The organism is Mycobacterium sp. IDUB_1 (assembly GCF_055419625.1).
The window spans coordinates 225,744-237,168 of the sequence record NZ_JBVAYA010000003.1; the positions used below are offsets into that span (position 1 = coordinate 225,744).

At 68.0% G+C, this 11,425-nt stretch carries 12 protein-coding genes; 8 read left to right on the forward strand and 4 right to left on the reverse strand.

Going from position 1 to position 11,425, the window contains the following annotated elements:
- Positions 1-15 precede the first annotated feature (15 nt).
- From ACZYYX_RS18345 to ACZYYX_RS18360, 4 genes are read left to right on the forward strand one after another with little or no spacing between them, the layout of a single operon-like run.
- Complete coding sequence (locus ACZYYX_RS18345) at positions 16-1,017, forward strand: ATP-binding cassette domain-containing protein (protein WP_463816018.1); 1,002 nt, start codon at positions 16-18, stop codon at positions 1,015-1,017.
- On the forward strand, positions 1,014-1,859 hold the full coding sequence (locus ACZYYX_RS18350) for an ABC transporter permease (protein WP_463816019.1): 846 nt from the start codon (positions 1,014-1,016) through the stop codon (positions 1,857-1,859). Before ACZYYX_RS18345 ends, ACZYYX_RS18350 begins: the two co-directional genes overlap by 4 nt.
- Entirely contained in the window at positions 1,859-2,719 is an 861-nt protein-coding gene (locus ACZYYX_RS18355; protein WP_463816020.1) for an ABC transporter permease, read from the forward strand. Before ACZYYX_RS18350 ends, ACZYYX_RS18355 begins: the two co-directional genes overlap by 1 nt.
- Before the next feature lie 49 nt (positions 2,720-2,768).
- Entirely contained in the window at positions 2,769-4,025 is a 1,257-nt protein-coding gene (locus tag ACZYYX_RS18360; protein ID WP_463816021.1) for a phthiocerol/phthiodiolone dimycocerosyl transferase, read from the forward strand.
- On the opposite strand, the gene ACZYYX_RS18365 is transcribed toward ACZYYX_RS18360, so the two are convergent.
- Positions 4,022-4,846 (reverse strand): class I SAM-dependent methyltransferase, encoded by an 825-nt coding sequence (locus ACZYYX_RS18365; RefSeq protein WP_463816022.1) that lies wholly within the window; start codon positions 4,844-4,846, stop codon positions 4,022-4,024. The two genes, ACZYYX_RS18360 and ACZYYX_RS18365, sit on opposite strands and share 4 nt — an antisense overlap.
- A gap of 73 nt (positions 4,847-4,919) precedes the next feature.
- On the opposite strand from ACZYYX_RS18365, the gene ACZYYX_RS18370 reads away from it, so the two are divergent.
- The 3 genes from ACZYYX_RS18370 to ACZYYX_RS18380 are packed head-to-tail and all read left to right on the forward strand — an operon-like array spanning position 4,920 to position 6,819.
- Positions 4,920-5,594: a flavodoxin family protein gene (locus tag ACZYYX_RS18370; protein ID WP_463816023.1), complete on the forward strand. Its 675-nt coding sequence runs from the start codon at positions 4,920-4,922 to the stop codon at positions 5,592-5,594.
- Positions 5,595-5,596: 2 nt separating this feature from the next.
- Complete coding sequence (locus tag ACZYYX_RS18375; protein WP_463816024.1) at positions 5,597-6,106, forward strand: DUF2505 domain-containing protein; 510 nt, start codon at positions 5,597-5,599, stop codon at positions 6,104-6,106.
- Between the two features lie 2 nt (positions 6,107-6,108).
- Positions 6,109-6,819, forward strand: coding sequence for a nitroreductase family protein (locus ACZYYX_RS18380; RefSeq protein WP_463816025.1), 711 nt, complete (start codon positions 6,109-6,111; stop codon positions 6,817-6,819).
- Positions 6,820-6,835: 16 nt separating this feature from the next.
- Here the strand turns inward: ACZYYX_RS18380 and ACZYYX_RS18385 are convergent, their stop codons facing one another.
- The 3 genes from ACZYYX_RS18385 to ACZYYX_RS18395 form a co-directional block, all read right to left on the reverse strand.
- Positions 6,836-7,477 carry a LysE family translocator gene (locus tag ACZYYX_RS18385; RefSeq protein WP_463816026.1) on the reverse strand — a complete coding sequence of 214 codons (642 nt, stop codon included), beginning with the start codon at positions 7,475-7,477 and terminating at the stop codon, positions 6,836-6,838.
- A gap of 48 nt (positions 7,478-7,525) precedes the next feature.
- Positions 7,526-8,827: a hypothetical protein gene (locus ACZYYX_RS18390; protein WP_463816027.1), complete on the reverse strand. Its 1,302-nt coding sequence runs from the start codon at positions 8,825-8,827 to the stop codon at positions 7,526-7,528.
- 326 nt (positions 8,828-9,153) lie between these two features.
- Positions 9,154-10,335, reverse strand: a complete 1,182-nt coding sequence (locus tag ACZYYX_RS18395; protein WP_463816028.1) for an LLM class flavin-dependent oxidoreductase — start codon at positions 10,333-10,335, stop codon at positions 9,154-9,156.
- Positions 10,336-10,419: 84 nt separating this feature from the next.
- Between ACZYYX_RS18395 and ACZYYX_RS18400 the strand changes: the two genes are divergently transcribed.
- Positions 10,420-11,202, forward strand: coding sequence for an alpha/beta hydrolase (locus ACZYYX_RS18400; RefSeq protein ID WP_463816029.1), 783 nt, complete (start codon positions 10,420-10,422; stop codon positions 11,200-11,202).
- Positions 11,203-11,425: the final 223 nt, after the last annotated feature.

Genomic DNA, 11,425 nt, shown 5'->3' on the forward strand with positions numbered 1-11,425 from the left:
GGGCAGGAGGAGCTCATGTCCCGCTCTGACAAGGCGGTCGTCGTTGCCGGCATCCGCAAGTCGTTCGGCTCCGTGGTGGCGCTGCGTGACGTCAGCTTCGAGGTCGGCCGCGGCGAGGTGCTGGGTCTTCTCGGCCCCAACGGTGCCGGCAAGACGACGACGGTCAACATCCTGTCGACGCTGATCACCCCCGACAGTGGGCGCGCGCTGATCGCCGGCCACGACGTGGTCGCCGACCCGGCGGGCGTGCGGCGGTCCCTGATGCTGACGGGGCAGTACGCCGCACTCGACGACATGCTGACCGGCCGCGAGAACCTGTTGATGTTCGGCCGGCTGCAGGGGTTGAAGAAGAAGGTCGCCAAGGAACGTGCGATCGAACTGCTGGAGCAGTTCGATCTGGTGGAGGCCAGCGACCGCCCGGTCAGCACCTACTCCGGCGGCATGAAGCGGCGCATCGACATCGCCTGTGGCCTGGTGGTGCGCCCGGAGGTGGTGTTCCTCGACGAACCCACGACGGGTCTGGATCCCCGCAGCCGTCAGGCGATCTGGGAGCTGGTCACCGACTTCAAGGAGGCCGGCATCGCCACGCTGCTGACCACGCAGTACCTCGAAGAGGCCGATCTGCTCAGCGACCGGATCATCGTGATCGACAAGGGCACGGTGATCGCCGAGGGCACCGCTGACCAACTCAAGGAGCGCACCGGCGGCACGTACTGCGAGATCGTGCCCCGCCACATCAAGGACCTGCCCGAGGTGGTGCGTGTCCTCGGCCCGCTGCTGCCGCAGGCCAACCGCGCGGCGCTGACCGAGACCTCCGATCGCATCTCGATGCCGGCGCCGGAGGGGCCGCGCACGCTGATGGCCGCGCTGACGAAACTGAGCGAGGCCGACATCGAGTTGATGGACATCGCGCTGCGTCGCCCGTCGCTCGACGAGGTGTTCCTGGCGCTCACCGGCGACCACCCACGGGACATCTCCGAGCGCCCCGAGGTCCCGGCGGCGGGCGCCTACGCGTGAGCGGCGCTGTCTCGACCGCCCGCACGCCGGGCGGGTCGACGGTCCCTGAGGCCACGCGGCCGCCGGTGAGCGCGCTGCAGCAGTGGTGGGTGCTCACGGTCCGGATGATCATCCCGACGCTGCGCAACGGCGAACTGGCCACGCAGATCATCGGGTCGATCGTGTTCACGATCGGCTACTACCTGCCGCTCAAGCAGATGATGGGCACGGTGCAGCCGCTGTCCAGCTACGCCCAGTACCTGACACCGCTGATCATCCTGCAGGCCATCTGGTTCGCCGCCGTGTCGGCGGCGTTCCGGTCGGCGACCGATTCGGTGCAGGGCATCAACCGGCGGTTCCGCGCGATGCCGATCCCGGCGATCATGCCGCTGGCCTCCCGTCTGACCGCGAGTATGTACCGCTGCGTCATCGCGTTGGTCGTGTCGGTGGCGTGCGGCCACGTCATCGGGTTCCGGTTCCACGGAAGCGTTCTGGACACCATCGGGTTCGCAGGGTTGGTGCTGCTGATCGGCGCCACTCTGGCCGTCATCGGCGACCTCATCGGGATCGCGACCCAGAACCCGGAGGCCACCGCACCGATGATGCTGGTGCCGCAGCTGACGCTCGGGCTGGCGTCGGTGGGTCTGCAGCCTGTCGAGCAGTTCCCCGACTGGATTCAGGGTTTCGTGCGCAATCAGCCGCTGTCGCAGTGGGTGTACGGCCTGCAGGCGCTCGCCGGCGACACCACCGACGCGGCGCCGAAGGTCACCTGGGCGGTCCTCACGCCGGGGCTCGCCTGGGCGGTGGGCGCCGGCGCCGTCGCCGTCGTCCTGCACCGCATCGTCAGCAGGAGAAGACGGTGATGGCGCGTTCGTCAGCTGCCCAGGAGCCCGTCACCAAGGCGCCCTACCGTCCCGGCGGCCGGCATCGCGATGCCCGGGTGTGGGAGAACTCGCCGCGGCGGCTGGTGCCGCAGGTGCTGCTGCTCACCTACCGGATCTTGCGGCGGTGGAGCCGTGACCCGGCCACGCTGGTGCAGTCGTTCGTGATGCCCGCCGGCTTCCTCGCTGCGCTCGACATCGTGTTCGGCGATGTGATCAAGCAGGTGAGCGGGCAGAGCGGGCTCTACGGCCAGGTTCCGCTCGTCGCGCTCGTCGGCGGCATGACCGGCGCGATCATCGGGGCGATCAGCGTGATGCGGGAACGCGACGTCGGTCTGCTGTCGCGGTTCTGGGTGGTGCCGATGCACCGCGCCGCCGGACTGCTGTCCCGCATGCTGGCCGAATGGGTCCGCATCGTGGTGATCACGCTGGTCGTCATGGGTGTCGGGGTCGCGCTGGGTTTCCGGTTCGAGCAGGGGCTGCCGGCGGCGATCGCGTGGGTGTTCATGCCGGCCATGTTCGGGGTGGCGTTGTCGGCGGCGGTGCTGACGCTCGCGCTGTACTCGTCGAGCACGCTGGTTCCGCAGGCCACCGACATCGTGGTGGCCGTGCTGATGTTCTTCTCCATCGGGTTCGTTCCGCTCGACCAGTACCCGAAGTGGCTGCAGCCGTTCGTCGAGCATCAGCCCGTCAGCTATACGATCGAGGCGATGCGTGGGCTCTCCATCGAGGGGCCGATCGCCCGACCGATGTTGTTCGCCGTGCTGTGGTCGGTGGGCATCCTCGCGATATGCGCCGTCCCGCTGGCCCTGGGCTATCGGAAAGCCAGTCGACGTGGATGACCGATCCGACATGTTCATCAAGGCCGACCTTTGAGGGAGTTTGATACCGATGTTTCCGTCCTCGGGGATTCGTAAGCTCGCCCGAAGCGAGGAGATGTTCGCCGAGACGCACAACTTCATCGGGTTGGCGGCGCACGTCAAGGGTCCGATGGACGCCGACGCGCTGTCGGACGCGTTCGACGCGCTCCTGGAGGCGCATCCTGTGCTCGGCGGGCATCTCGAGCAGCTGCCCGACGGCAAGTGGGAGATCGTGCTCGACGATCTGATGCACCCGGGTATCGAGGTGGTGGAGCTGACCGGTGACGAGCCGGCTCCGCCGCTGATCTTCGATCAGACCCAGTCGCTGGTGCATCTGCGCCTGACGATCCGCGACGGGGTGGCCCAGCCGACGCTCTACATCCACCACAGTCTGGCCGACGGCCACCACCAGTTCAGTCTCGTCGAGGAGCTGTTCTCCACCTACACCGATCTGGTGACCACGGGCACCACCCGGCCGGTGAAGGTGCATCCCGCACCTGAGCCGCTGGAGGTCATCCTGGCCAGCCGCGGCGTGGAGAAGAGGCCGCGCTCGGGGTTGGAGCGGTTGCTGGCGGCGATGTTCGCCTACGAGCTGCCGCCGTCGCGCCGCGCGCCCTCGGAAACCAATCCGGTGCTGCCGCAACTGGTTCCGATGGAGTACTGCACCCTCTCGGCGCAGGACACCGAGAAGATCATCGCGTTCTGCCGGGCCAACAAGCTCGGCCTCAACAGTCTTCTGTCGGCCGCGGTGCTGATGGCCGAGTGGCAGGTGCGCAACACCCCCAACATCCCGGTGCCGTACGTGTATCCGGTCGATCTGCGCTATTTGCTGACGCCGCCGGTGTCGGCGACCGAGAGCACCAACCCGGTGGGGATCGCGACATATCTCGCCGAGATCCATCCGGGTACCGATGTGGCGGCGCTGGCCCGCGACATCAACGACACGTACAAGAAGGACATCGCCGAAGGCGTCATCCAGCAGAGCTTCCTGCACTTCAGCCCGCAGTACGTCGGCAACCCGCCCGGTCTGCCCGATGTGGTGATGTTCACCGACAACGGCATCGTGCCGCCACTGCGCACTCCGCCGGACATGGAGGTGGCCGCCAGCCACGGCGAGTTCTACTTCGCGGTCGGCGCAGGTATCGAGATCTACACGTCGAAGATCTTCAGCGGGCAGTTGATGATCGAGTACCACAGCCACGGCCCCGATCGCGACAAGTCGATCGCCGCGATCGAGGCGCAGCTGCACAGCATCGCGGCCAAGCAGGCCGCGACCACGGGCGCCTAGGCGCCGAACGCGAAGCGATGGTATTGCAACGAGGTCCGCAGCGGCGGCGCAGCCGCGACCAGACGTTTGAGCGCGTGCATGCCGCGACTGGTGCGGGCATAGGTGCTCGCGTCGAAAAACGTTGTCGCGGAGAGCAACCGGATGTCGGGCAGCTTGTCGAGGATCTGCTGGGGACTGTTGACCGCCCAGTACAGGACCGAGCCGGAGGTGCGTACCAGCGATTGGCTCTTCTGGGATTTGATGGCCAGCCAGTTGAAGAAGTCGATCTGCAGCTCGCCGGTGCCGAAGCGGTCGACGAACCGGCGCAGCAGCGCGATGCCCTCGTCCTCGGTCAGGTACATGCTGATGCCCTCGGCGATCAGCAGCGTCGGCCGGTCGGCGGGAATCTGCTCGAGCCACTGCGGTTCGGTGGCCGGCGTCGCGATCAGCTCGTAGTTGTCCCGGCTGGGGTAGATCTGTTCGCGAAGCGCGATCACCTGTGGGAAATCGACGTCGTACCAACGGACGCCGGGCCCGGGGTCGACGCGGAAGACGCGGCAGTCCAGCCCGCATCCCAGGTGCACGACGGTGCACTCCGGGTGCGCGGCGATGAACTGCCGCACCCAGATGTCGTACTGCGCGGTGCGAACGGTGAACAGCGGGGCCCACTTCGGGGTGATCTCGAGCTCACTCCAGTCGAAGTCGAGCTTGCCGATCGCGGCCTTGGCGAACGTGTCGCCGAGGATCGGCTGGTCGAAGTCGGCGTCGAGCGCCTTGAGGTACAACGTGGACAGCATCGTCTTCGCGGGGCCGCTCAGATTGACCGCAACTTTGTCGTTCACGTGTGTGAGGCTATGCGCTCGAGGCCCGGCGTGGCACGTCGGGTTCCCCAGGCCAGGAAAGGATGTGCCGGAGTTGGCTGAATCACCGAAGGTGCTGTTGCTCTACTACAGCTACACCGGGCAGGCCAAAAAGGTGCTCGACGCCGCGGCCGAGGTGTTCCGTGCCCGCGGCTACGACGTGACCGAGGCGCCGATCGAGTTCACCGATCCCCGCTACGCCGAGCGGTTCTCCCGCTTCCCGATGCAGCGGGTGTGGCCGGAGTTTCTCGGTATGCTGCCTGCGCAGACGCTCAAGCGCACCGGCGACATCCGCACCCCCGACGCGGTGCGCACCGGTTCCTACGACCTGATCTGCATCGGTTCGCCGACGTGGTGGGACACCGTGTCGATGCCGCTGCGCACGTTCCTGATGTCGCATGAGGCGCGGCCGGTGTTGGACGGCAAGCGATTTGCGGTGTTCGTGGTGTGCCGGCGCAAGTGGCGCAAGAACCTCGCCGGGGTCCGCAAGCTGGCCGAGAAGAAGGGCGGCCGCTACGTCGACGGGATCCACTTCACCTACCCCGGTGGGGAGCTGCCGTCCATGCTGTCGCTGACCAGCTACCTGGGGTCGGGGGAGTACAAGGAGCGCTACCTCGGCATGAAGCTGCCCCCGACGAACATCAACGACGAACACCTCGAGGAGGCGCGGCGGTTCGCCGGCCGGGTCGCCGACAAGGTGTTCGGTCGCGCATCATCGGAGCGTCGCTAACCGTGGCGCGCCCGTTCGACGTGAGTGCCGAGGCGAGCGCCGAGGTCGCCGACGTGCTCGCCGCCTTCGGCACCAGGGACTACTGGCTGGCCCGGCTGGCCGCCTACGGTGGCGATTCGATGACGTTGGATTCGCTGACCGTCGAGCCCGACGGCGCCGTCGTCGTTCAGACCACGCAGGATCTGCGCCAGGACATGCTGCCCGGGCAGATCGGGCGCATGCTGCCCGGGGACACCTCGATCACGCGCAGGGAGTCGTGGCGGCCGGGTGCCGACGCAGCAGAGGTGCACGGCGAATTCGGCATCACCGCTCGCGGGGTGCCCAGCTCCGGGTCGGGAACCATGGTGCTGCAGGCGATTCCGACGGGGTCGCGGTTGCGGGTGCGCGGCACGGTCGAGGTCCGGATCCCGGTGATGGGGGGCCGCATCGAACGCTACGTCGCCGACCTGATCGCCCGCGACGTCCCGCAGATGCAGCAGTTCACGGCATCATGGATCGCACGGGAGGCGTGAGCATGCCCGAACCCATCCCGAGCGCCGATGACGCGCTGGCCCGGCTGGACATGTCGCTCGTCGAGGCGATGATGACCCAGCGGGCGATCCGTCGGGTGCGCCCCGACCCGGTCGACGACGCGATCGTGCTCAAGTGCATCGAGCTCGCGTTGCGGGCCCCGACGGGCGCCAACGGGCAGAACTGGGAATTCGTGGTGGTCAAGGACCAGCGCGTCAAGAGGAAGTTGCAGCGTCGATACCGGTTGGCGTGGCGCGCTTTTCACCGCACGTCCATTGCCGACATCGCGTCGTATGACGAGGAGATGGCCAAAAGCGTCAAGGCCATCGAATGGCAGCTGGAGCACTTCACCGAGATTCCGGTGCTGGTGATCGCGTGCCTGCGACTCGGCGCGCGCGAGGGCAAGGTGCCGTTCGTGCCGATGCCGCACGCGGCGGCATCGGCGTTCTTCGGATCGATCTACCCCAGCGTGCAGAACCTGCTGCTGGCGGCCCGCTCGATGGGGCTCGGCGCCTCGCTGATCACGCTCCCGCTGTGGAACCTCACGTCCGCGCGGCGCATCCTCGGGCTGCCGATGGACGTCACGCCGTGTGCGGTGGTGCCGCTGGGCTGGCCCAAGGGCCGCTACGGCCCGACCACGCGCAGGCCGGTGGACGAGGTGGTGCACCTCGACCGGTTCGGCAACCGCGCCTGGTTCGGTCCCCGCACGCGTTGAGCACCGGGGGTAGCTCTCAGGCCGCCTTGTTGCTCGTCAGCGCAAGTGCGCCGGCCAGTCCGATCATCATGGTGCCGCCGGCCGCGCGGAGCGCTGCCAAGCGGTCACCAGAGGTCGCGAACCACGCGCGGGCGGTCCCCGCGGCCAGCGCCCACACGGTGTCGCACGCCCAGGCGATGAGGGTGAAGACGAGCCCGAGGACCATCATCTGGGTGGCCACGTTGCCGGCGTGGATGTCGACGAACTGCGGCAGCGCTGCGACGAAGAACACGATGGTCTTGGGATTGGTCACGCCCACGACGAAGCCGTGGCGCAGGCTCTCCCATGACGAGGCGGGTGGTTGGCCGGAGGCCGCCACGACGGCGTGGTCCCGTCGCTGCCGGATCGCCTGGACGCCGAGGCACACCAGGTACGCAGCACCTGCGAGCTTGATCACCGTGAACAGCAGGATCGACTGTGCCACCACGGTTCCCACGCCAAGGGCGACGGCGGCTACCAGCGGGAGGGCTCCGAGCTCGTTGCCCACCACGCTCAGCAGTCCGGCGCGCCGACCTGACGAGAGGGACCGGCCGATGACGAACAGCACGCTCGGTCCAGGAATGGCGATGATGATGACCGACGCGACGGCGAACGCCGCGAGCGCCTCCCAGGATGGCATCGGCGTAGATTAACCGCCGACGGTCGCACTCTCCACCGGCTTTTCCACCTACTCGTTGTCGCCGGAGTCCTTCTTCGAGGTCTTCGCCGAGCCCGAATCGGATGAGGAAGCGCTCGACTTCGCCGCGCGGTCCGCTGTGCGCGACGAAGCCCTGTCTGCCGCCCTGTCGGTGGCTTTCTCGGTGGCTTTCTCGGTGGTCTTCTCGGTGGCGGCGGCGAACTTCTTCTGCAGGTTCTCCACCGTCGAGGCCACGCTGAACGACCCGGTGCGATCCTTTGTCCCGGTGGGCTTGTCGGTGGGCTTTTCGGTGGGCTTTTCGGTGGACGGAGCGGCGTCAGCCAGCTCGGCCGCGTCGGTGTCGCCGGTCGCCTCGTCAGCGCCCGTGGCCTTCTCCGTCGTCTGTGCAACGTCGGTCACCTGCGCGGTCTTCTTGCCGAACAGCCCGGTGGCGGTGCGCGCCGGGGCCTGCGCCTCCGGCGACGGCGGCGCAGTCACGGTGTCGAGGCTGACCACACGGCTGGTCTCGGTCTCGGGAGCGCCCCCGGGCCAGCCCGTCGGGTTGTCCGGGTAGTCCTTGTCCTCGACGGCGGGGTTCTCGGGCTTGGGCACGAACAGCTTCACGAACGTCTCGATCTCGCGCACGGCCAGCCAGTCCGGGACGTGCCCGGTGACCTGCAGTGCGGCAGCGAGATTGGCGCTGGCGGTGACGAAGTCGTACATCGTGACCGGCCGGAAAGCCTGGGGCTCACCGGTGAAGTAGTCGGCGACGGATTTGATGACCTCGAACCGGTCGAGCTTGATCGTCTGGCCGGACCACTCGGTGGGCTTGCCGTCGACGGGATTGATGACCTCACCGAAGGTGTAGCCCTCGGGGGAGTAGAACTTCCACATCGGCACCGTGAACATCGACTGCAGCATGCCGATGGGGTCGGTGCACTCGAACGCACAACCCTCGTGCATGGGGAGATTTGCTGCGGCCCACCAGTTCAGGTGCTCTCCGAGCGGGCGCGACAGCGCCGGGAACGGCACCAGCATGTCGACGAAGCCCTCGAGCATCTCCGGGTTCGCCGGATCCCAGCCCCACACGTTGTTGGGTTGCGAGACTTCCCAGCTGCCGCTGGCTGCCATCGCGTCCGCGAACCGCTGGATGCCGAACACCATGTTGGCCGGGGTGTTGAGGGCGGCCATGAACGCGTTGGCCGGAATGTTGGCCAGTGAGCCCGTCAGTGCGACGTCGACGTCACGGACCACGGTCGTGTGCGGAGTCGGAGCGACGGGACTGACGGCGATGAGGCTGGCCCCCACCAGCGCGACGCCAGCGGTGGCGTACGGACGCAGAGCTGTGTGCATCGGGAATCCTTCTGTGGTCGGACGTGACGGTCGCCTGCAAACCCGCTCCCCGTATGCGGCGGACGAATGCGACCGTAGCAAAGCAACGATAGACGGTCACAGTACCGCCGTGTGCAAAGACTGCGAAAAGCTCTCCGGTGAGTTCGGCGCAGCCGCCGGCTGCCGGCAGACGCCGCTGACCTCGACATCAGCCGCGGCAAAATTGACTCGCCGGCAAATATGCGGCGGCAGCGCCGGTCCCGCCCACGTCACGCTGACCGCGCACAGCAATGTAACGAAAACTGACGCTCTGGCGAAGTCAGCTAACTCGCTGACGGCAGGGTGGGTCAGAGCTTCCTGAGCCCCCGCAGCACGGTCCCGAACGGCCCGCTCGCCGCGACCGCCTTGCGCAACCGCGGATTGAGCTGGCTCGCGTTCAGCACGAGCAGGTACCGCAGCCCGTGATCGCGCCACTCCGCGATCTGGTCCAGCACGTCGTCGGCGGTGCCACTGAACGTGATCTCCCGCATCAACGACGGCGGCACCGCCTTCGTGTAGGCCAGCGCGCTCTCGTAGTCGATCGTCTGGGGGACCAGGTCCTGCACGCCGGAGAAGTCCGCACCCAGCGGGTGCACGGCACCGTGCCGGGCCCACGTTTCGGCAGGTGCGGCCAGCGCCGACGACTTCAGAATGACCCCGTCGAGGGCTTCGTCCACGTCATCGCGCGTGCGGCCCACCACGACGGCGCGGTTGAGCGCGGGGACGATCGCGTCGGGGTCGCGACCTGCATCGGTTGCCACGTCGCGCACGGTGGTCAGCGCGCGGGAGTAGTCGGCGGGCCGGGACACGGTGAAGGGCACCCACCCGTCGGCATGCCGGCCGGTGATGCGCAGCATCCTGGGCCCCTGCGCGGCCACCCACATCTCCGGCCAGGTGCCGCGGTAGGGCGGCAGGTCGAACACCGCGTTGTGCAGCGGAAAGAACTCCGAGTCTCGGGTGATCGGCTCGCCACCGGAGTTCCACAGCGCACGGATCGTCGCCACGGCCTCCTCGAAGCGGGCCACCGGCCGTTCCCACGGGACGCCGTAGGGCTCGTTGCCCTCACGTTCCCCGACCCCGATGCCGAGCATGGCGCGACCTTTGGTGAGCAGGTGCAGCGTCGCCGCGGCCTGCGCCGTGACCGCGGGATTGCGCCGGCTGGCATCGGTGACGCAGACGCCCAGCCGCAGGCGGGTGAACCGGTTGCGCGCGGCCAGGTGGCCGAGCATCGTCCACGGTTCGAGGATCGCGTCGACCTTCGGCACCAACTTGGCCCCGACGCCGAGGTGCTCGGGGGTGGCCAGCGAGCGGGGGATCAGCGAGTTCAGGTGATCGCCCACCCACAGCGAGTCGCCGCCGTTGAGAGCCACGGTGGCGCCGGCGAACCGGGTGGCCGCCGTCGGCGAGAAGCGGGTGTTGACGATCCCGTCGAGCAGGCCGAATCGCAGCCCACCGGTGGATGTTCCGCCTCGTCGGGCGCTCGACCTCATAGGAGAAACCGTACTATCAGGGGCGCTGCCCACCTGCCCGCCCGCTGCGCTGCTCCACCCACCCGCCCGAAACCGAGGAGACCATTGCTCGAGGTTGTCGACCGGGGGCAGGCGAGCGCCGACCATCCCACCCCCTTGCTGTTCGTCCACGGTGCTTGGCACGCAGCGTGGTGCTGGGACGAGCACTTCCTGGGCTGGTTCGCGGAACGCGGCTATCGAGCGCTGGCGCTGAGCCTGCGCGGCCACGGCGGCAGCGGCACCGACAAACCCCTCAACGACTGCACCTTCGACGACTTCGAAGCCGATGTCGCGGCCGTTGCCGGCGGTCTGGCGACGCCACCGGTGCTGATCGGACACTCCATGGGCGGCTTCGTGGTGCAGAAGTACCTGGAGTCGCACGACGCGCCCGCCGCGGTACTGATGGCGTCGATGCCCCCGCAGGGCTACCTGCGCTCGGGGCTGCGCTGGTTGCGACGCCACCCCTGGCACTTCGCGAAGATGTCGGTGACGCGCCGGACGCTGCCGTACGTCAGCACTCCTGAGCTGGCCCGGGAGCGTTTCTTCTCGCCGCACACCCCCGAGGAGCTGGTGCTGCGCTACGCCGAGCGGTTGGGTGAGGAGAGCGCCCGGTCGGGTACCGACGGGATCGTCAACCGGCCGCATCCGGACCGGATCCAGACGCAGATGCTGGTGCTGGGGGCCGCCGACGACGGCGCCGTCAGCCATGCCGAGGTGGTGGCGACCGCGCGGGCCTACCGCACCGAGCCCGAATTCTTCCCGCGAATGGGGCACAACATGATGCTGGAGCCGGGGTGGGAGGCGGTAGCTGTGCGCATCGCCACCTGGTTGGCCGCCGAGGGGCTCTGACCGAGGCGGGGACCGGCCTCCGGCAAAGCATTGTCACCCCGACGCCACGAACGCTTGTTTGCGCTTTCACATTGCTGACGAGGATCTGACGCCTGCGCATATTGACGCTGCCGACATTCGCAAAGCCTGGTCAGCCATGACATTTCGGTGATGCGGGGCGCGCATGACGAAAAGCGCGCCGAGTGCGCCAGGCAGGCGGAACACCCACATCTTCGTGGACACA

Coding starts and splice junctions, on each gene's coding strand:
- ACZYYX_RS18345 (WP_463816018.1), top strand. CDS start 16: ATGTCCCGCTCTGACAAGGCGGTCGTCGTTGCCGGCATCCGCAAGTCG.
- ACZYYX_RS18390 (WP_463816027.1), bottom strand. CDS start 8,827: ATGCACACAGCTCTGCGTCCGTACGCCACCGCTGGCGTCGCGCTGGTG.
- ACZYYX_RS18395 (WP_463816028.1), bottom strand. CDS start 10,335: ATGAGGTCGAGCGCCCGACGAGGCGGAACATCCACCGGTGGGCTGCGA.
- ACZYYX_RS18360 (WP_463816021.1), top strand. CDS start 2,769: ATGTTTCCGTCCTCGGGGATTCGTAAGCTCGCCCGAAGCGAGGAGATG.
- ACZYYX_RS18380 (WP_463816025.1), top strand. CDS start 6,109: ATGCCCGAACCCATCCCGAGCGCCGATGACGCGCTGGCCCGGCTGGAC.
- ACZYYX_RS18355 (WP_463816020.1), top strand. CDS start 1,859: ATGGCGCGTTCGTCAGCTGCCCAGGAGCCCGTCACCAAGGCGCCCTAC.
- ACZYYX_RS18385 (WP_463816026.1), bottom strand. CDS start 7,477: ATGCCATCCTGGGAGGCGCTCGCGGCGTTCGCCGTCGCGTCGGTCATC.